This is a genomic window from Longitalea luteola (assembly GCF_017356035.1).
Classification (GTDB): Bacteria; Bacteroidota; Bacteroidia; order Chitinophagales; family Chitinophagaceae; genus Niastella; species Niastella luteola.
This window is the reverse complement of the sequence record NZ_JAFIQX010000002.1, coordinates 86,871-105,928: the sequence shown is the minus strand read 5'-3', so window position 1 is coordinate 105,928 and position 19,058 is coordinate 86,871. Positions and strand designations below refer to the sequence as shown.

18 protein-coding genes are annotated in these 19,058 nt (G+C 45.9%); 14 read left to right on the top strand and 4 right to left on the bottom strand.

All coding sequences use genetic code 11. The features are described 5' to 3' along the window. Positions 1-74: 74 nt before the first annotated feature. From JUB15_RS04555 to JUB15_RS04540, 4 genes are all read left to right on the top strand, one after another. A complete protein-coding gene (locus JUB15_RS04555) occupies positions 75-872 on the top strand; it encodes an MlaE family ABC transporter permease (protein WP_207511149.1) in 798 nt (265 codons plus the stop codon). Next, a complete protein-coding gene (locus JUB15_RS04550; protein ID WP_207511148.1) occupies positions 872-1,648 on the top strand; it encodes an ABC transporter ATP-binding protein in 777 nt (258 codons plus the stop codon). Before JUB15_RS04555 ends, JUB15_RS04550 begins: the two co-directional genes overlap by 1 nt. 25 nt (positions 1,649-1,673) lie before the next feature. Then, positions 1,674-2,684: an MlaD family protein gene (locus tag JUB15_RS04545; RefSeq protein WP_207511147.1), complete on the top strand. Its 1,011-nt coding sequence runs from the start codon at positions 1,674-1,676 to the stop codon at positions 2,682-2,684. A gap of 141 nt (positions 2,685-2,825) precedes the next feature. Beyond that, the gene (locus JUB15_RS04540; protein WP_207511146.1) at positions 2,826-3,632 is read left to right on the top strand and encodes a murein L,D-transpeptidase catalytic domain family protein; all 807 of its coding nucleotides are present in this window, start codon (positions 2,826-2,828) and stop codon (positions 3,630-3,632) included. 75 nt (positions 3,633-3,707) lie between these two features. Here JUB15_RS04540 and JUB15_RS04535 read toward each other — a convergent pair whose 3' ends face one another. Both JUB15_RS04535 and JUB15_RS04530 read right to left on the bottom strand, forming a co-directional pair. Further along, positions 3,708-4,463, bottom strand: a complete 756-nt coding sequence (locus JUB15_RS04535; protein ID WP_207511145.1) for a DUF6089 family protein — start codon at positions 4,461-4,463, stop codon at positions 3,708-3,710. A gap of 411 nt (positions 4,464-4,874) precedes the next feature. After that, entirely contained in the window at positions 4,875-5,231 is a 357-nt protein-coding gene (locus JUB15_RS04530; protein ID WP_207511144.1) for a hypothetical protein, read from the bottom strand. 639 nt (positions 5,232-5,870) lie between these two features. Between JUB15_RS04530 and JUB15_RS04525 the strand changes: the two genes are divergently transcribed. The 7 genes from JUB15_RS04525 to JUB15_RS04495 all read left to right on the top strand — a co-directional run bounded on the left by JUB15_RS04525 (position 5,871) and on the right by JUB15_RS04495 (position 14,194). Then, entirely contained in the window at positions 5,871-6,263 is a 393-nt protein-coding gene (locus tag JUB15_RS04525) for an HYC_CC_PP family protein (protein WP_207511143.1), read from the top strand. 182 nt (positions 6,264-6,445) lie between these two features. After that, complete coding sequence (locus tag JUB15_RS04520) at positions 6,446-7,069, top strand: DUF3347 domain-containing protein (RefSeq protein ID WP_207511142.1); 624 nt, start codon at positions 6,446-6,448, stop codon at positions 7,067-7,069. Between the two features lie 16 nt (positions 7,070-7,085). After that, positions 7,086-8,366: an efflux RND transporter permease subunit gene (locus tag JUB15_RS28555; RefSeq protein WP_207511141.1), complete on the top strand. Its 1,281-nt coding sequence runs from the start codon at positions 7,086-7,088 to the stop codon at positions 8,364-8,366. A gap of 4 nt (positions 8,367-8,370) precedes the next feature. Continuing rightward, the gene (locus tag JUB15_RS28550; RefSeq protein WP_207511140.1) at positions 8,371-10,308 is read left to right on the top strand and encodes an efflux RND transporter permease subunit; all 1,938 of its coding nucleotides are present in this window, start codon (positions 8,371-8,373) and stop codon (positions 10,306-10,308) included. A gap of 9 nt (positions 10,309-10,317) precedes the next feature. Further along, complete coding sequence (locus JUB15_RS04505) at positions 10,318-11,589, top strand: TolC family protein (RefSeq protein WP_242696206.1); 1,272 nt, start codon at positions 10,318-10,320, stop codon at positions 11,587-11,589. Positions 11,590-11,596: 7 nt separating this feature from the next. Beyond that, positions 11,597-12,898: a heavy metal-binding domain-containing protein gene (locus JUB15_RS04500; RefSeq protein WP_207511139.1), complete on the top strand. Its 1,302-nt coding sequence runs from the start codon at positions 11,597-11,599 to the stop codon at positions 12,896-12,898. Positions 12,899-12,907: 9 nt separating this feature from the next. Continuing rightward, positions 12,908-14,194 carry an efflux RND transporter periplasmic adaptor subunit gene (locus JUB15_RS04495; RefSeq protein ID WP_207511138.1) on the top strand — a complete coding sequence of 429 codons (1,287 nt, stop codon included), beginning with the start codon at positions 12,908-12,910 and terminating at the stop codon, positions 14,192-14,194. A gap of 27 nt (positions 14,195-14,221) precedes the next feature. Here the strand turns inward: JUB15_RS04495 and JUB15_RS04490 are convergent, their stop codons facing one another. Beyond that, positions 14,222-15,628 (bottom strand): amidohydrolase family protein, encoded by a 1,407-nt coding sequence (locus JUB15_RS04490; RefSeq protein WP_207511137.1) that lies wholly within the window; start codon positions 15,626-15,628, stop codon positions 14,222-14,224. A gap of 183 nt (positions 15,629-15,811) precedes the next feature. After that, positions 15,812-16,219, bottom strand: a complete 408-nt coding sequence (locus JUB15_RS04485) for a hypothetical protein (protein WP_242696205.1) — start codon at positions 16,217-16,219, stop codon at positions 15,812-15,814. Between the two features lie 479 nt (positions 16,220-16,698). Here JUB15_RS04485 and paaA point away from each other — a divergent pair, with 479 nt between their 5' ends. Genes paaA through paaC form a run of 3 tightly spaced genes read left to right on the top strand, consistent with a single transcriptional unit; the run spans position 16,699 to position 18,991 of the window. Next, entirely contained in the window at positions 16,699-17,691 is a 993-nt protein-coding gene (gene paaA / locus JUB15_RS04480; protein ID WP_242696204.1) for a 1,2-phenylacetyl-CoA epoxidase subunit PaaA, read from the top strand. Between the two features lie 43 nt (positions 17,692-17,734). Continuing rightward, positions 17,735-18,145: a 1,2-phenylacetyl-CoA epoxidase subunit PaaB gene (gene paaB / locus JUB15_RS28750; RefSeq protein WP_207511136.1), complete on the top strand. Its 411-nt coding sequence runs from the start codon at positions 17,735-17,737 to the stop codon at positions 18,143-18,145. Positions 18,146-18,151: 6 nt separating this feature from the next. Continuing rightward, positions 18,152-18,991 carry a 1,2-phenylacetyl-CoA epoxidase subunit PaaC gene (gene paaC / locus JUB15_RS04470; protein ID WP_207511135.1) on the top strand — a complete coding sequence of 280 codons (840 nt, stop codon included), beginning with the start codon at positions 18,152-18,154 and terminating at the stop codon, positions 18,989-18,991. Positions 18,992-19,058 lie beyond the last annotated feature (67 nt).

Here is a 19,058-nt window from a genome sequence, read left to right as displayed (position 1 = left end):
ATCATCTTATAAGCATATTGGGGAAATAGTTTCCCAAGCGAAGCTGGTTTTAAATTTCGATGGATGATGTATCCATGAAATTGAAACAGAGACAGCCCCGCAGATATGTGGTTTCCCGGAAGCTGGATGCATTCTTTTCTGATGTGTATGCTTTCGGGCAGTTTATCGCACGCTTTTACCGCAACCTGTTTGCTCCCCCTTACGAGTTCAAAGAGATCATCCGGCAATGTTACATGGTAGGTGTAAAATCCCTGTCACTGATAACATTGACCGGCTTTATCACGGGTATTGTATTTACCAAACAAAGCCGGCCGTCGTTATCTGAGTTCGGCGCCACATCATGGTTACCATCGCTGGTAGCTATTGCCATTATCAGGGCGTTGGCGCCGCTGGTAACCGGCCTTATCACTGCCGGAAAAGTAGGATCGAATATCGGCGCTGAACTGGGTTCAATGAAAGTGACCGAACAGATCGATGCGATGGAAGTGTCGGCCACCAATCCTTTTAAATTCCTTGTAGTTACCCGCGTTATAGCCACCACCTGTATGGTGCCTTTATTGATGTTGTATATGGCGGTAGTGGCGTTGCTGGGAGCATTTGTAAATGTGCATGCGAATGAGCAAACCAGTTTCATTTCTTTTATAGAGAACGGATTTCAGAGCATTAATTTCCTCGATCTGTTTTCATCGGTCTTAAAATCTATTGTGTTTGGTTTTACGATAGGCATTGTGAGTTGTTACCAGGGCTATAATACCACCCAGGGAACACAAGGCGTGGGCCGGGCTGCCAATACCTCGGTGGTGCTGGCCATGTTCCTCATCTTTATTGAAGAAATAATTATTGTACAGGTTGTAAACTGGTTCAGGGTGTAATGACAAAAACTAGAGAACATACCATTGACAAAACAAAACGGGTCATTTCCATTCGCGATCTGCACAAATCGTTTGGAGCAAACCATGTGTTGCGCGGCATCGATCTTGATCTCTTCCAGGGAGAAAATGTAGTGGTGCTCGGGCGGTCGGGAACGGGCAAATCGGTGCTCATAAAGATCATAGCCGGCCTGTTAAAGCCCGATAAGGGTTCGGTAAACGTATTAGGCAACGATGTGGAACGCATCAGCTATAAGGAATTGGAGCAGCTTCGGTTGCACATCGGGTTTTCATTTCAAAGCAGTGCGTTATACGATAGTATGACCGTACGCGAAAACCTGGAATTTCCATTGTTACGCAATTCAAAACACCTGAGTGCGCAACAGGTTGAAACTGCGGTGGAAAAAGCGCTTGATGCGGTTGGTTTGTCGCAAACCATTAACCAGTGGCCGGGTGAACTTTCGGGTGGGCAGCGAAAGCGTATAGGTATTGCGCGAACCCTGATCATGCAACCGACCATCATGTTGTATGATGAACCTACTGCCGGACTTGACCCCATTACCAGCATGGAAATAAACGACCTCATTAATGAAGTGCAGGAACGGTTCAATACCAGTTCCATCATTATTACGCATGATCTCACCTGCGCAAAATCAACCGGCGACCGGATAGCAGTGCTGCTGGATGGCCGCTTTGTAAAACAGGGTTCATTTGAGGAGGTGTTCGCCAATGACGATGAGCGGATAAAAAGTTTTTACGACTATAATTTTATTACATGAACCATACTACTAAAAATCCTGTCTGATGAGCACAGAAAAAAACAAACGAGCAGTGATCGTTGGCCTTTTTGTAACTATCGGCCTGCTTATTTTACTGGTAGGCATTTTTACGTTGGGCGGACAGCAAAAGGCATTTGCCCCTTCCATTAATGTGCAGGCTGTTTTTGATAATGTGAATGGCTTGCAGAAAGGCGACAATGTCTGGTTTTCGGGCGTTAAAGTAGGTATTGTAAAATCAATAGAGTTCAACGGTAATTCGCTGATAAAAGTGACGATGCACATTGAAAGGAAAGCACAGGAGTTCATCCGTAAAGATGCCAAAGCCAAAGTGAGCGCTGAAGGTTTTATTGGTAATAAACTCGTTGTCATTTATGGCGGAACGCCACAGGCTGGTGCTATTGAAGGCGGCGAACATCTGCAGGTGGAAAAATCGCTGAGCACTGAAGATATGATGGCCACCTTGCAGAAGAACAATGAGAATCTGGTAGCCATCACCACCAACTTTAAGACCGTCAGCAACCGGTTGGTTAACGGAGAAGGCACTGCCGGCGCTTTGTTAACAGATGAATCGTTGTATAAAAGCCTGGCCAGCACAGCCAGCAACCTGCAGCTGGCTGCCCGCAACAGCCAGCTGTTGAGCAGCCGTATAGCCGAATACACGGCGCAATTACAGAAACCGGGAAGCCTGGCTAATGGCCTGGTGCATGACACCATGATCATGAGCAATTTACAGGCTGCGGTGAAGCAGATCAATGATGCAGCCAATGCCGCCAATGCATTTACCGCCAATTTAAAAACAGTAAGTGATAACCTGCATAGCAGCGAAAATACCCTGGGCTTGTTGTTGAATGACCAGAAAACTGCTGAAAATATGAAAAGCATCATCGAAAACCTGAATTCGGGCAGCCGTAAACTGGATGAAGACCTGGAGGCATTACAGCATAATTTCTTATTCCGCGGTTATTTCAGAAAGAAGGCCCGGCAGGAGGAAAAAGCCCGGAAAGCTGCAGAAAAAGAAACGATGACAATTCCGTGAAACGCACGCTGATCAAGGCTTGCAACACCGATCCATGTAAGTGTTAAAGTTTGCTTAATGACCTTATTTGGCAAACCGCTTGCGCTTACTGGTGTTATATAGGGGTAACGAAAATTATTAATCAATACCAAAGAGGAATTAATGCCTAAATCCAACTATCCCAAGTTCAAAATTATCTTCCCGCTATTACTACTGATCGTAATAGGTTTCATATTTGCCGCACCAGCGCGGGATTTCCTGCATACCAAAGAAGCCGATACAGCTATTCCTGTGAACGATTCAGCTAGTGTTGATGCCAACAAAATGGTGGTGAGCCGGTACAGCTTACTGTACCAACAAATGAATTTAGACAGCCTGGGCCTGTCGCAGGAGGCATTTGACTATGGTTTACAGGGTTATATGGACCTGGTTTCGTCTGGCGCCGTAAAAAACAGTAATATCCTTTCCATTGTGGATTTCAGTTTGCCTTCATCAAAAAAGAGATTGTTCGTGATTGATATTACTACCGGCAAATTGTTGTTCAACACATTTGTTTCACATGGCAGGAATTCGGGCAAGGAAATGGCCACTGAATTTTCCAATGAACTGAACAGTTTTAAAAGCAGTCTGGGTTTTTATGTAACCGGGAATACTTATTCGGGAGAACATGGTTACTCACTACGGCTGGAAGGCCAGGAAGCAGGTATAAATGACAATGCCTTCAACAGAAGTATTGTTATGCACGCTGCAAACTATGTGAATGAAAAAGTCATAAAAGTGAAAGGTTTTATAGGACGCAGCCTGGGCTGCCCTGCCGTACCTCCATCATTACATAAGGCCATTATCAATACCATAAAAGACGGCACCTGTCTGTTCATGTACAGTCCGGATAAGAATTATATTACTAATTCAAAAATGATCAATCAACCTGTATTACAGGATACAGCCGTACAGGATACAATAGGATAATAATTTAAGGAATTGCATAATAATAAAAGGGTTGACGGTTGCGTCAGCCCTTTTTGGTTCTTGACTATTATCAGACTAATACCGCATTGGCGGGCAGTCCAGCGAATTGTTTCTGCCGAACGTATAAATGATGCCAATGGAATAATTCGAGTAAGCGTCGTTTTTGTCGGGATTGGAAGACTTGCTGAATCCGTCGATATAATCACTGAAGGTTATGCGGTAAGAAGCTTCGGCCATCACCGACAGTTTTTTAGAAATGGGATATCGTATGCCCAGGCCTACAGGAATAACAGGAATGGTACCAGGCACCACATGCAGGGTATCAGCTGCCAGTCCGTTCAAAAAGGTTGAGTCGGCGGCAAAATAATCGTAATTAACGCGGCTCCAATCGCGGTTGATGCGTAGCGAGCTCAACCCCACACCACCAAACAGATAAGGGGAAACGGTTTTTCTATCGCCATAGTTATTGCCGAAAATGTTCCACACCATGAGTGCGGCAATTTCAGTATTGCGGGCGGTGAATCGCAGACTGCGTTCACGCCGCCATGCGGGATCGTCATAATTGGCATCGTCTGCCCTTAGCCTGCCGTGCGCCAGGTTGGCCCTGAATGAGAACGACCGGGTGAGTATTCGGTTATAAAAAACGTTGAATGCAAAACCGGGCGACTTAAATGCTCCCGCTGCTTCGGGCGTTAGATCGCCCTGGTAAACGAACGTGCCCACGCTGAGCCCCAATTCATGTTTAGGCAAATTTACCTGTGCGTGCAGGGTGTTGGAACAACTGCATAAAACAAGGAAAATAGCAATGGCCTTTCCGGATGTCACTTTCATGTAAAGAATGTTTGATCGGGTAGAAAGAGGCCATCGATAGTGTTGTTTTTGGTTATTCCCTTAAAAAGTAGAAGTATTGCTCTATATCGATCTGTTTATAGCAAAGAAGTTGACAAACTGTTAACAGAAAATGTTAAAAAAACGGCAGCGGCTGAGAATCAGCCAGCTAACCTCAGCGATGCTGTTGGAAGGTAGTAATGGATGAAAGTTTAAGGGCAGCAGAAAGTTAATACTTTCACAATAGATGTAAATGTAAAAAGCCCTGTAGAAACAAGGCTTTGCACTTTAAAAGTAACACCCATGAAAAACTCGTTACAATAATTTCTTTATACTCAATTTGACGATGTTTTTTTGCCAACATTGCGCTTTACCTGCACATTTTTTGTAAGCTTATCGCCAGCAAACGCCCAACTAATTGTTAGGAGCGCCTGCATCGATCCAACAGGTAATGATGGCTTTTTGCGTTGGTGAAAGAGTTGCATCTTGTGGCATTGAGCCATTGGCAACAGAGGTGCGAATACGCGCGCGTGCATTAAAGATCTGGTTGTAATCGGTAAGCGCGCCCGGACCATTCGAACTTCCGGCAGCATGGCAATCGGGTTTCGCACAACTGGAAGCGATCAAAGGGCGTACCTGACCTGAAAATGTGGTGGTAATAGTACTGCAATCAACAGTGGAGGGCTCTTCATTTTTACTGTCTTTTGTACACGAATTGGCAAGTGCAATGAATACTACGAAACAGGCTGTCCAGCTGATTGTTTTCTTCATACAGGAGGTTTTATTGGATAATCATTTGGTTTCTTTTCTCTCTTTTACGACACAACGAATACAATGGTTGCCGATGAAAACGTTGTACTTCGAAAAAAGGTTAATGAAACGCTAATCTATGGTACCGCTCCATATAAACAAAATTGCTCTTATTGCCTAAGTCAGTAACGGAAGGCGAGCCGTAACGATGTTTAGTGGGACAGGCAATTGCATACAGGATGATGTTTGAGCTACTGCAGGTATCTATTACCGATGGGTTCACAACACCTGAGGCCTGTACCTGAGCGCAACAGATAAAATATAACTGCGATGTATGCTTTCAAATTTATTGGCGGGCTGTTTTACCCGCACCTTGCGCTGACATCTTTGCAAAAACAGGTGAAATGAAAGGAGGAGGTAAAATGTATAAAGTTCGACGCCGGCGGCATCTCTAAGCCATCCGGATGACCATAAGTATTAAGGAAACGGCCGCTTGCCGGTCATGTTGCAACTGGTTGATTATCTATATTTTATCAAGAGAGCCCGGTGACTGTTCAAGGCAACCAGTCCCCACATGTCTTAATTACCTTGGTAATATATAAACCAGTCCCCGAATTTTATAAATTCTGTTCCGAAAAAACGCTATACTTTTACACGGTTATGAAAAAGTTCCTGGTATTAATATTCGCCCTTTTTTACCTGGGCACCTCGGTAGGTGCAACGGTAAATCTGCATTATTGCATGGGGCGGCTGGTGAACTGGGGGCTTTCATTGAAACATACAGATACCTGCAGCAAATGCGGCATGGAAAAGGTGAACAGCAAAAAGAATGGCTGCTGCGAAGATAAATACCATGTGCTGCAGGTAGAAAAAGACCAAAAGCAGGAGAACCGCTACCAGCCCGGAGCGCCGGTAGAAATACCTCTTATTACCACATATCCCTCTTTTGCAATGCCGGCCATAGCTTCCATCAGCGAAGAGCAGCCGGTATCCAACGCACCACCACGAAGCGGGGTGCCCCTTAGGATCCGTTATTGCATTTTCCGTATTTGATCTGTTTCTTTCTTAAAGCCTGACAACCTGTTGGGCAGTTGGCATTACCTGCATAAATGCCGGACTACGTCTCCATTCGCGATATACAAATAATGCATTTAGAAAAAGTGCTGAGTCGATCCCGGCCTGCTTTTTCAGTGCGCCGCTTTATAAATAATTTATCATAACAAAAACTAATCAGTATGAAACAGCTATTTTTTGGGTTGCTGGCAACCTTATCAGTTATTGCTTATTCCTGCGGCGATAACACATCTACAGAACAAACCAATACGCAGCAAGAAGAAAATGCCTCTGCTGGCCATGCCACTACAGACGAAAATGCTGAAATAAAAGTAGTGAAGGCTTCCTTTACGAATGTAGACGCGGGAGCAGCAGCACAAATGAAAACAATCACTGATCATTACCTGCAGATAAAGAATGCGCTGACCGACGAAAAAGCATCGGAAGCCGGTGCGGCCGCTAAGGCTATGCTGGAAACCGTGAAGGGTTTTGATAAGTCGTTACTGACCGCCGACCAGAAAAAAGTGTACGATCAGTATGAAGCCGGTTTAAAAGAACAGGCAGCGCACATTTCAAAAAGCACGAACGATCTCGAACACCAGCGCGAGCGCTTTGCTACGATGAGCGACAATATGTACGCCCTCGTAAAAGCTTTTGGTGGCGGTAAAACCCTGTATCACGACCATTGCCCTATGGCCAAGGATAACAAGGGCGCCATGTGGTTAAGCGAAACCAAAGAGATCAGGAACCCCTACTTCGGCGAGAAAATGATGAAGTGCGGTAGTGTAGAAGAAGAGATTCAGTAGGCATCAATAAATAACTATGATATCATCATTAATAACCTGGTCGCTGAGGAACCGGTATGTTGTTCTGGCAATGGCTGCGGCATTGCTGGTCTGGGGCTTTATCAATGTGCAGAAAAACCCGATCGACGCCATTCCTGATCTGTCGGAGAACCAGGTGATCGTTTTTACAGAATGGATGGGCCGCGGTCCGCAGATCATTGAAGACCAGGTCACGTATCCCCTGGTGAGCAACCTGCAAGGTATACCAAAGGTGAAGAATGTACGGGCAACATCCATGTTCGGAATGAGCTTCGTGTATGTGATCTTCGAAGATAATACCGATATCTACTGGGCCCGCACCCGGGTACTGGAGCGCCTTAATTATGCGCAGCGCCTGCTGCCTGAAGGCATTACCCCAACGCTCGGTCCAGATGGAACCGGCGTGGGACATGTGTTCTGGTATACGCTCGATGCAAAACAAATGGACCTGGGCGAACAACGGGCGTTGCAGGACTGGTACATTAAGCTGGCCCTGCAAACAGTTCCGGGCGTGGCAGAAGTATCATCTTTTGGTGGATTTGAAAAGCAATACCAACTGGTGCTCGATCCGGTTAAGCTGCAGTTTTACAATGTGTCGCTCATGGATGTGATGAATAACGTTAAGGCTGCCAATAATGATGTGGGAGGCCGAAAGTTTGAAATGAGCGATATGGCCTATATCATTCGCGGACTGGGCTATGTAAAGACCAAGGAAGACCTGGAAAGTATTGCAGTAGGCAATTACAACGGCATTCCTGTTCGGGTAAAGGATATTGGCACGGTACAGATGGGCGGCGATCTGCGGCTTGGCATTTTTGATGAGAATGGCCAGGGCGAGGTAGTAGGCGGAATTGTCGTAATGCGCTATGGCGAAAATGCTGATAAAGTGATCACGGCTGTTAAAGAAAAGATGAAGGAAGTGGAAAAGGGACTGCCCCATGGCGTAACCTTTAAAACCGGGTACGATCGCAGTGAGCTCATCCAGGCTGCTATTGGAAATGTAAAAAATAAGCTGGTCGAAGAAATGATCGTGGTATGTGTGATCGTCATCATTTTCCTGTTCCACTGGCGCAGCGCTTTAAGTATCATCATACAAATACCTATCACTATTGCAGTCAGCTTTATTTTATTGAATGCCGTAGGACTGTCATCGAATATTATGTCATTGACCGGAATTGCACTGGCCATCGGCGTGATTGTAGACAACGGCATTATTATGAGTGAGAACGCGTATCGCCACCTGGCCGATTACCAGCAGCAGCAAAGCACAAAATCATGATCCAATGACGAAACTATTCAATAAACTACGCGGAAAAAATAACTACCGTATTCCGGAACTGGTGCGGATGCAGATCATTGAAAAAGCCTGCAAGCAGGTGTCGCGCGGCGTATTCTTTTCAACCATTATCATTATCACCTCTTTCCTGCCGGTATTCCTGCTTACTGGCCAGGAAGGAAAACTGTTTCACCCCCTGGCTTTTACCAAAACCTTTATCATGGTGGTTGATGCGCTACTGGTGGTGACGCTGGCCCCCGTATTGATCTCTTTCTTTATGAAAGGGCGTTTCAGGCCGGAAACGGCTAACCCGGTGAACCGGTTGCTGGAGCGGGTATATGAACCGGTGATACGCGCCTGCATCAAATGGCGTAAAACGACCATTGCAGTGAATATTATTGCGCTGGCCATCAGTATTCCGCTCCTGATGAGCCTGGGGCGCGAATTTATGCCGCCGCTCGATGAAGGTTCTTTGCTGTTTATGCCCGTTACATTGCCCGATGTATCGAACAGCGAGGTAAAGCGCATTTTACAGGTGCAGGATAAGATCATTAAAACGGTTCCCGAAGTAAAGAATGTGCTGGGAAAAGCAGGCCGGGCAAATACAGCCACCGATAACTCGCCAATTAGTATGATAGAGACCATCATCTTGCTGAAACCACAGGCAGAGTGGCGCCCCGGTATAAGCAAGAACGACATCATCAACGAACTGAACAATAAACTGCAGATACCCGGTGTTACCAATGGCTGGACACAGCCCATCATCAACCGCATCAATATGCTGAGCACCGGTATTCGTACCGATGTAGGCGTTAAAGTGTATGGACAAAATCTGGATACCATTTATGCATTTTCCCAAACCATAAAAAAGGAACTGGAAGGTATCAGTGGGGTTAAGGACCTGTATGTGGAACCAATAACCGGTGGTAAATACATTGACATACACATAAAGCGCGATGAGATCAGCCGCTACGGCTTGAGTGTGGATGATGTGAACCGCGTGATTGAAATTGCATTGGGCGGTATGAAGTTGACTACTACCGTGGAGGGCCGCCAGCGTTTTTCGGTAAATGCCCGCTTCGGCCAGGATTTCCGTAACAACCTTACAGCGCTGAAACGACTACAGGTGCAAACAATGAATTATGGACCTGTTCCTTTGGAAGCCGTAGCCGATGTTACAATTGCAGAAGGGCCGCCGATGATCAATTCAGAAAATGCCATGCTGCGCGGAACTGTATTATTCAATGTAAGAGAAAGAGACCTGGGCAGCACGGTGAATGAAGCCCGGGAAAGGCTGGAGGCCATGATCGACAAATTGCCAAAAGGGTATTACCTGGAATGGAGCGGTCAGTATGAGAACCTGATCCGCAGTGAACGAACGCTTAAGCTGATATTACCTGTCGTATTGCTGGTGATTTTTATCTCCATGTATTTCGCATTCAATTCAGCGCGCGAAGCATTTTTGAGCCTGATCACTATCCCGTTTGCATTGATCGGCGGCGCCTACATGATCTGGGCCTGGGATGTGAATTTATCGGTAGCTGTAGCCGTTGGTTTCATTGCCCTGTTTGGCCTTGCCGTAGAAACAGGTATAGTCATGGTGATCTATTTGAACGATGCCATGCAGCAGCTGGTTGCACGTAAAGGCAATTCACGGGAAACCATCACCAGGGACGAATTGCGTGAATATGTAATTGCCGGTGCTGCAAAAAGGCTGCGGCCAAAGATAATGACCGTTTGTGTGTCGCTTTTTGCGCTCGTGCCCATTCTGTGGAGCCATGGTGTAGGCAGTGATGTGATGAAGCCGATCGTATTGCCGATGGTAGGCGGCGTACTTACTTCTGCCACGCATATATTATTAGTAACTCCATTGATCTTTTTAATGGCCAAAGAATATGAACTGCGCAAGCATGGTAAGATTGACGTTTTGGAGGCCAAGCATTAAAGCAATAGTATGAAAAAAAGTATGTTCAACAGATTTATCATAACCGCGGTGTTAGCCGGCATGGCCATAAGCTTACATGCACAAACAACCATGTCACTCCAGGACATTTTAACAACGGTGGAGAATAAAAACCCCGGGTTGAAAATGTATGAAGCCGAAGCCCGCGCATATACTGAAGCTGCGAAAGGCGCCTACAGCTGGATGCCGCCGGAAGCAGGCGCGGGCTTGTTTATGACGCCTTATGATACGAAGGAGATAAAGGCCAATCCAATGATGCACAGTGAAGGGATGGGCTTCTTTATGGTTTCTGCGCAGCAGATGTTTCCCAATCGCAAAAAGCAGAACGCTGAAGCTGCCTGGATGCGATCCATGTCTAACGTGGAAACAGAAAAAAGAAAAGTGGCATTGAATGAATTGCTGTACACAGCTAAAAAAAGCTATTATGAATGGGTGATCCTGCTGAAAAAACAGGAAGTGCTCAATGAAGGCAGTCACCTCCTGGATTTTATGATCAAAAGCGCTGAAATAAGATATAAGAATGGCCTGGGCAAGATCAGCGCCTATTATAAAGCCAAAGCTGCCCTGGCCAATATCGACAACATGAAGCTAATGGTTGAAAGTGAGGTGCGCCAAAAGCGGATCATGCTTAACAGCCTCATGTACCGGAAGGCCGATACGGATTTTGCTATTGACACCGTCTATGACCTGAAAGAGTTTGCTGCTTCAGTCATGGATTCGGCCTACCTGGCCAGCAGGCGCAGTGACATACAGGCTTTGCAGCGCAACATGGAAGTGAATAACCTGCAACGTACAGCCGAGCTGGCTAAATTAAAACCTGAATTCGGGATCAAATATGATCACATGATCGGACTGGCTGCACAACCGGCACAATTCTCGATCATGGGCATGGTTAAATTTCCGCTCGCAAAATGGTCGTCGAAAATGAATAAGGCGAAAGCTGAAAGCCTCGTGTGGCAAAACGAATCGCTTAAAAGCCAGCAACAAATGATCCTGAATGAAGCTACCGGTATGGCAGGTTCGGCCCGCGCAGAGCTCGAAACAAAAAAGAAACAGATGCGATTGTATGAAACGCAGATCATACCGTCGTTGCGGAAGAATTTTCAAACCATGCAGTTGGGATATGAGCAAAACACAGAGGAATTGTTTGAACTGTTCGATGCCTGGGAAGCTTTAAATATGACGCAAATTGAATACCTGGATCAGTTAAAAACGGCATTGCTGTTACAGGTAGAGCTTGAACGGATCCTGGAGATAAAATAATTTTAAAATGAGTAGTCATCATCGTAAACGGTCAATGGTCAGTAGTCAATGGTCAATTAACAGGGCCAGTTTATTGCTTTTTGCCTATTGCTTTTTGTTTATTGCATTAACAGCCTGCCAGGAATCAAAAACGAAACAGCCAAAAACGGAGGTGGCTGCAAAGGAAACCTATACCTGCCCCATGCACCCGCAGATCATCAATGACAAACCAGGCAGTTGTCCGGTTTGCGGAATGGACCTTGTGAAAAAATCAGCATCGGGTGAAAAGGTCACCGATATTACGTTAAATGATCTGCTGCGTCCCAGTAACCAGTATGTGCTTTCGTCAATACCTACCGTACATATTCAGTTGCGCGATGAGCCAATTGAGATCCCGGCTTACGGCTTTATTACTTATGATACGCGGCAGGTGGGCACCGTATCTTCCAATGTTTCGGGCCGTATTGAGAAGCTGTATGTGAAGTACCGGTATCAAAAAGTGAGCAAAGGGCAAAAGATCATGGATATATACAGTCCTGAACTGTTAACGGCACAACAAAACCTGATATTCCTGCTGCAGCACGATGCTGAGAATAAAACGCTGATTGCGGCTGCCCGTCAAAAACTGGTTTTGCTGGGCATGAGTAACCAGCAACTGGATCAGGTTATAAAAAGCGGCAACCCTGTTTTCACAGTGGCTATCTATAGTGGTTACAGCGGTCATATTCACGAAAGCAGTTCGCCGGAAGCTATGCAGCAGCAAACGCAAACCGGGATGAAAGATGTTTCGCTGATCACCGAAGAGCTGCCATTAAAAGAAGGCATGTATGTAACGAAAGGACAAAACCTGTTTGTGATTTATAATCCCTCAAAAGCCTGGGCCGTGTTGAATATTTTTTCAGGTCAGGCCGCCATGGTTAAAGTGGGCGATAAAGTGCGCATTACACCGGAAACCGTGCCGGATAAGGACTTCCGGGCTTCCATTGGTTTTATTGAACCATTTTACCGGCCCAATAGCAAAACTGCTACCGCGCGGGTATACTTCGATAATCCAAATAATGGTATTCCCATCGGCAGCCAGGTGAAGGCCACAATATTTGCCGGCGCCCGCAGCGCCCGCTGGCTACCGGAAGAGGCGGTGCTTACACTCGGGCTCGATAAAGTGGTGTTTGTAAAAAAAGAAGATGCTTTTATTGCGCATAAAATAGAAGCCGGCATTGTAAATAATCATTTGATACAGGTATTGAATGGTTTGTCAGAAGAAGATGAAGTGGCGGCCAATGCCCAATACCTGGTAGATAGCGAAAGTTTTATTAAAGTGAAACAATAGCCAATTAATATGCTACAGAATATTTTTTCTTATGGCCCCGGCAGGAATGCTGTTCAGTTTTATTGGAGCTTACCCGCCGGTTGGCTGCATCACACGCTTGTACGCGTCGTTCTTTATGCATGTATGGGGCTTGTATTATTCCTGAGCGGCTGCAAAAACAAAAAAACGACGGCCACCGCAAAAAGCGACACTTACTATACCTGCTCGATGCATCCCCAGATCATGCAGGACAAGCCGGGCACCTGTCCTATTTGTCACATGGACCTGATACCCGTTAACCGCTCGGATGAAGCACGCGATGAAATTATGCTCAGCGATGAACAGATCCAGCTAGGCAATATTCAAACCGATACGCTTGGCCGAACGCTCATGGGCGATAAGGTCGTATTGACCGCTACCCTCAACTTCGACGAAATGAAAGTGAATACAGTGAGCGCCCGTATAACCGGCCGCATAGACAGGTTGTATTTTAAGAACACCGGCGACTTTGTAAAAAAAGGCGATCACCTCTTCGATCTGTACAGCGAGGAATTGAATACGGCCAAACAGGAATACCTGGCAGCGATGGAACGGCAACAGACCCTGGGCAATTCCATCATCGACTTTAAGCAGCTGCTGCAAAGCGCCAAAAACAAGCTCCTGTTGTGGGGCATGAGCGAATCACAGATCGATGCACTGGGAAAGGCCAAACAATTTTCGCCCCTGACCGCATTTTACAGTACCGCTACAGGTTATATTACGGAAATACCTGTGCAGGAAGGACAATATGTAATGGAGGGAGGCGTAGTGGTGAAACTGGCTGATCTATCAACCCTGTGGGCAGAAGCCCAGGTATACGCATCGCAGCTGGCCTCCGTTGATTATAAAGGTGTAGCCACGGTACAACTGCCCGATATGCCCGGGAAAGAAATAAAAGGCAAGGTGAGTTTTGCCAATCCGGAAATAAGTGCCGATACACGTATCAATCTATTACGGGTATCGATACCCAATACCAATAATCAATTGAAACCAGGTATGCCGGCGTATGTAATATTAAAGAGCAGTGCCGGTAACGCTATGACGCTGCCTATTGACGCGGTGTTGCGCGACGGACAAATGGCCATGGTATGGGTACAAACCGATAAGAATACCTACAAGCGGAAAATGATACAGACCGGTTTGGAAAGCGGCGATCGCATTGAAGTAAGGTCTGGGATCCAGAACGGCGATGTGGTAGTGATCAGTGGCGCTTATTTGCTGAATAGCGAATACATTTTTAAAAAGGGCGCAGCTGCAGCCGGCAGCCACAATCATTAATATGTATCAGATGTTTCACCATCCGGTTCAATGCCGGTGAACCTCATGACCCGCTTTCTTTTTAGCTGTCTCCAGCATATTGTTGAGCACTGATCTGTTCAGGATCTTTCCATGGACAAATACCGATTGAATTTTTTGCGTGTTACTGATATCGGATAATGGATTTTCATCAAGTAAGATCAGGTCGGCGATCTTGCCGGCAGAAACGGTTCCATACTGGTTTTGCAGATCAAGATAACGGGCAGGATTGATGGTAGCTGTTTGCAGGGCCTGAGCGGGCGTAAGGCCGGCCTTTACAAGCCATTTCAGTTCATCATGCAGTCCAAAGCCCGGGAAACAATAGGGATTGGGAAAATCGGTTCCTGCCAGGATCGGAATGCCTGCATCAAAGATCGATTTCACGATTTGCAGGTTCATAACAAATTCCCGTTCATAAACAGGAGCTGATTCCCTGGTACGTGTTTTTGACCGGGGATCTTTAGCAGGGTCCCAATAGTTGCTGACGCCTTTTGGCAGGAACTGTATCCGTGGATCCCTCCACCGGGTAGTATCATGGACATGTGCCATACTGTGAAGGACCACCAGCGTTGGGCACACGTAAGTATCAAATTTTTTTATTTCCTGTAATACGCTTTTTAATTTTTCGGCATTAAATGTCCGCTGCAGGAATTGTTTTGCGTTAACCTGGTTTTTCAGGTTCGTATCAGGTATTTTATCCTGTACTACCTGCATATAATAATCGGCGCTGTCTGAGGCTGCCTCCAGGAACCCATACAGGTGTTCCTGGCTTTTCTGGCCTGCACGGGCTGCTTCTACAACTGTTATTTGTGCAGGCACATGACCTGCAAAAGGAATATGTTGTGTTTTGGCTTCTTCAGCAATGGCAAAATAAGCATCCCTGGGCAGCAACGAATATACTTTTATAAAGTCGGTATGTAAGCTGTTCTTTAAGGAGTCTACTGCCCGTTTGCCATCTGCAGCATCTTTCACCGCTACTGAACCCGGCCACATCGGTTTGGGGCCATCCAGAATGGGACCGGAGGCAATGATCTGCGGCCCGGCAATTTCGTTACTGGCTATCTTTTTTCGCCATGACTGAATTAATTGAATATAATTGAGCATATCACGAACCCCTGTTACGCCATTCGCCAGCAACAGAGGAAAGAATGCATCCGTCCAGATATGAACATGCATGTCCCACAAACCAGGTATCAAATAACGGTTCTTTCCTTCGATAACAGTGTCTGCCTTTAGGTTAGATGGTTTTGTAGAAATAGCAGCAATAACAGAATCCCTGATCAAAACATTGGCATTTTTAATGAGTTTGCCTTTTTCAACATCTACAATATTTACGTTCTTTAGCAGGATGGAATGTTGGGCGTGGATAATCTGCAAAAACAGGATGCTAACGGCTAGCAATAAAAATTTTCTCATGGAAAAGGTTTTGTGCAGAGAAAGGTAGCAAAAATTAATGGATTTTGCCGTGTAGTGTGAAAATGACCGTTATATTAAAATAATTTGAAGCATTACGATACTTAATAATAAAAGAAAACGCCCCGAAAGTTCGGGGCGCCTTCATAAATCTCTATTTAATTGTTGAATGACTGGACGAAGTTGTTATTTCACTTTGTTCACTACAGTTTCTTCAACATAGCTATGGCTTCTGTTGATGGAGTATACTTCAGTAGTATTGTTCTTTTTGGATTTCACTACTACATTCAAAGCCGCATCACCAAAATCTTCTGCTTTTAACATGAACTTTTTGTTCAGGTTAGCGCCTTTAAATTTCTCACTGTACAGCAGGTTACCGTACTCATCGCGGAATGTAATGGTGTACTCATCCTCTACAGCAGAGCTCAGGTTCAGTTCAAATACAGGTTGATTTTCTTTATTGCCGATGAACTTTAATTGAGTTACATGTTTATTTGGACCTTCTTCGTTAGCCAGAGTTGTGTTAGAGAATGCGAAAGTAAAAGCGACTAATACGATGGCGATAATTCCGTAATTCCTCATTGCCTTTTTCATAATGTGTATTTTATAAATTTTTTATTAATTCTTATTAGCTATCCATTTGGACAATCGCGGCAGGCAAATCGTACGTCTTTTCGAAGAGAGAGCAACTTTTTGTTAGTTCAACACGCTGTGGTGTTGTGTTTGTTGCGTTTCGTAATGCAAACATAAGACGCGTTGAGGCCCTGCAAAAATCAACTCTACCGCATTTATAGGATGTTTAAACCGTGTATGAAATGTTAAAACCCGCTCCTGGCGCGGGTTTCATGGAAGTGAACACATGATGCCCAACCCCGTTTTTCCAGCCCGGCAAGCAGCTGTAGTTAATGATTTCTTAACTTCAATTACCTGTTTTTCACGCGGGGAAGCCCGTCAAAAAAGGGCCGTTGGGCGGCTTTCACCAGCCGGTGCAGGAACAGCCTACTGAATTTTGCTTATGATGAAGTGATTTCCGGTGTATACTATAATTTGATCACTAACGATTGTTAGCATTAATGACAAATATGCTTATCTTTGGAACTACTAAAAACGAATTTGCCATGTCGGTGCAGGAACTGGAAAAAATCTTTTTATCTAAAATTGAGCAGGAGATCAGGATCGAGCCAAAAGATTGGATGCCAGAAGCGTATAGAAAAACATTGATCAGGCAGATCTCCCAGCATGCGCATAGCGAGATTGTGGGCATGTTGCCGGAAGGTAACTGGATCAGCCGGGCGCCCAGTCTGAAGCGGAAGGCTATTCTCCTCGCCAAAGTGCAGGATGAAGCAGGCCATGGCCTGTACCTGTATTCTGCTGCAGAAACGCTGGGCACTACACGCGAACAAACCATCAACGACCTGCATAGCGGAAAAGCCAAATACTCTTCAATATTCAATTATCCAACGCTTACCTGGGGTGATATTGGCGCCATTGGCTGGCTGGTGGATGGGGCAGCCATCCTGAACCAGGTGATGTTATGCCGCACTTCATACGGACCTTATGCAAGGGCCATGGTGCGTATTTGCAAGGAAGAGAGTTTTCACCAACGGCAGGGGTTTGATATTTTAATGGCGCTTTCAACAGGTACACCCGAACAACGCGCTATGTGCCAGGATGCCATCAACCGCTGGTGGTGGCCTTCCCTTATGATGTTTGGTCCGCACGACAGTGAATCGACCCACAGTGAACAAAGCACCCAATGGAAAATAAAACGCATGAGCAATGATGAACTTCGGCAGAAGTTTGTTGATATGATCGCTGAGCAGGTGAAAGTATTGAACATGACACTACCCGATCCTCATTTGAAGTGGAATGAACAGACCAATCATTATGATTTTGGTGAAATTAACTGGACGGAATTCTGGAATGTGGTGAAAGGGAATGGCCCATGTAATAAGCAACGCCTCGATGCCCGGCGTAAAGCCTGGAATGATGGCGCCTGGGTGCGGGATGCAGCAAGGGCGCATGCAGAGAAGAGAAATGCCCGGCTGGAAAAGCAAATTGCGTGACCTATTAAAAGCTGACAAACGGTAAACATTTAAAACGATTGTAATGACCATACGAGTGACGAAATATTATTACGGCGATATACCGGAAGATAAAGGCGGTGGAACTGATAAAACCAACGGAAAAGGCCGGCAGCAGGCCTCCACCACAGGCGGAGTCACGGATGGTTCATCCGGGGCGGACTGGCCGTTGTGGGAAGTGTTCATCCGCAGTAAACAGGGCATCGACCACAAACATGTTGGCAGTTTGCATGCCGCCGATGCACAAATGGCTATTGAAAATGCGCGGGACGTTTATACCCGCAGGATGGAAGGCATAAGCATTTGGGTAGTCGAAAGCAAATACATCCATGCTTCCAATCCAGATGAAGCCGCTTCGCTGTATGAACCGGCCAATGATAAAGTATACCGCCATCCTACGTTTTATGACCTGCCCGATGAATTAACGCATATGTAATCAGCAATGACAAAGGACACGATTTTAAATTATACGCTACACCTCGCAGATAATGCCCTCATACTTGCGCAACGCAATAGTGAATGGTGCGGGCATGGCCCTGTGTTGGAGCAGGACATAGCCATAACCAATATTTCACTCGACCTCATTGGGCAGGCCAGAAGTTTGTATCAGTACGCCGCCATGTTGATGAATAAAACCATTCCCTCTCCGTCAGCCGCCGGAGGAGGTCAGGAGGAAGCTTCTCTCCCGCCGGGCGCGATTGAGAGGGGGGCTTCCGAAGACACCCTCGCTTACCTGCGTGACGTAAGAGAATTCAGGAACTGCCTGCTGGTTGAACAACCTAATGGGGATTGGGCGCAAACCATTTTACGGCAATTTTTTTTCAGCACCTATCAGTTATTTCTGTATAAACAATTACAGCAATCAACAGACGCTGCACTGGCTGCTATTGCAGAAAAGTCATTGAAGGAAGTGACCTATCATGTACGCTGGAGCAGCGAATGGGTGATACGGTTGGGCGATGGTACACAAGAAAGTCATGACCGCCTGTTGACTGCGCTGGATGAACTATGGATGTACACCGGCGAACTATTTATTCCGGCCGGTTATGAATTGGAAGCGGCTAAAGCCGGTGTTGGCGTTGATGTAAGCGCTCTAAAAGCCGGTTGGTTACAACGGGTAAATGAAGTTTTTGAAGAAGCAACAATAGGTGATGCCCTTACAGGTACCGAAAATACCTGGATGCAACAAGGCGGCAAGGATGGCGTGCATTCAGAGCACCTGGGCTACATGCTGGCAGAAATGCAATATATGCAACGGGTTTATCCCGGTTGTGAATGGTAGAAGCCTACAGGCAATAGACCAACCTGTCTGCCGGCACGCAGGTAAGCAATTCGCAAACGTAAGTGGT

What these genes read in the sequence shown, in the direction of transcription:
- JUB15_RS04555 (WP_207511149.1), top strand. Translation starts at nt 75, where the DNA reads ATGAAATTGAAACAGAGACAGCCCCGCAGATATGTGGTTTCCCGGAAG.
- JUB15_RS04550 (WP_207511148.1), top strand. Translation starts at nt 872, where the DNA reads ATGACAAAAACTAGAGAACATACCATTGACAAAACAAAACGGGTCATT.
- JUB15_RS04545 (WP_207511147.1), top strand. Translation starts at nt 1,674, where the DNA reads ATGAGCACAGAAAAAAACAAACGAGCAGTGATCGTTGGCCTTTTTGTA.
- JUB15_RS04540 (WP_207511146.1), top strand. Translation starts at nt 2,826, where the DNA reads ATGCCTAAATCCAACTATCCCAAGTTCAAAATTATCTTCCCGCTATTA.
- JUB15_RS04535 (WP_207511145.1), bottom strand. Translation starts at nt 4,463, where the DNA reads ATGAAAGTGACATCCGGAAAGGCCATTGCTATTTTCCTTGTTTTATGC.
- JUB15_RS04530 (WP_207511144.1), bottom strand. Translation starts at nt 5,231, where the DNA reads ATGAAGAAAACAATCAGCTGGACAGCCTGTTTCGTAGTATTCATTGCA.
- JUB15_RS04525 (WP_207511143.1), top strand. Translation starts at nt 5,871, where the DNA reads ATGAAAAAGTTCCTGGTATTAATATTCGCCCTTTTTTACCTGGGCACC.
- JUB15_RS04520 (WP_207511142.1), top strand. Translation starts at nt 6,446, where the DNA reads ATGAAACAGCTATTTTTTGGGTTGCTGGCAACCTTATCAGTTATTGCT.
- JUB15_RS28555 (WP_207511141.1), top strand. Translation starts at nt 7,086, where the DNA reads ATGATATCATCATTAATAACCTGGTCGCTGAGGAACCGGTATGTTGTT.
- JUB15_RS28550 (WP_207511140.1), top strand. Translation starts at nt 8,371, where the DNA reads ATGACGAAACTATTCAATAAACTACGCGGAAAAAATAACTACCGTATT.
- JUB15_RS04505 (WP_242696206.1), top strand. Translation starts at nt 10,318, where the DNA reads ATGAAAAAAAGTATGTTCAACAGATTTATCATAACCGCGGTGTTAGCC.
- JUB15_RS04500 (WP_207511139.1), top strand. Translation starts at nt 11,597, where the DNA reads ATGAGTAGTCATCATCGTAAACGGTCAATGGTCAGTAGTCAATGGTCA.
- JUB15_RS04495 (WP_207511138.1), top strand. Translation starts at nt 12,908, where the DNA reads ATGCTACAGAATATTTTTTCTTATGGCCCCGGCAGGAATGCTGTTCAG.
- JUB15_RS04490 (WP_207511137.1), bottom strand. Translation starts at nt 15,628, where the DNA reads ATGAGAAAATTTTTATTGCTAGCCGTTAGCATCCTGTTTTTGCAGATT.
- JUB15_RS04485 (WP_242696205.1), bottom strand. Translation starts at nt 16,219, where the DNA reads ATGAAAAAGGCAATGAGGAATTACGGAATTATCGCCATCGTATTAGTC.
- paaA (WP_242696204.1), top strand. Translation starts at nt 16,699, where the DNA reads ATGACAAATATGCTTATCTTTGGAACTACTAAAAACGAATTTGCCATG.
- paaB (WP_207511136.1), top strand. Translation starts at nt 17,735, where the DNA reads ATGACCATACGAGTGACGAAATATTATTACGGCGATATACCGGAAGAT.
- paaC (WP_207511135.1), top strand. Translation starts at nt 18,152, where the DNA reads ATGACAAAGGACACGATTTTAAATTATACGCTACACCTCGCAGATAAT.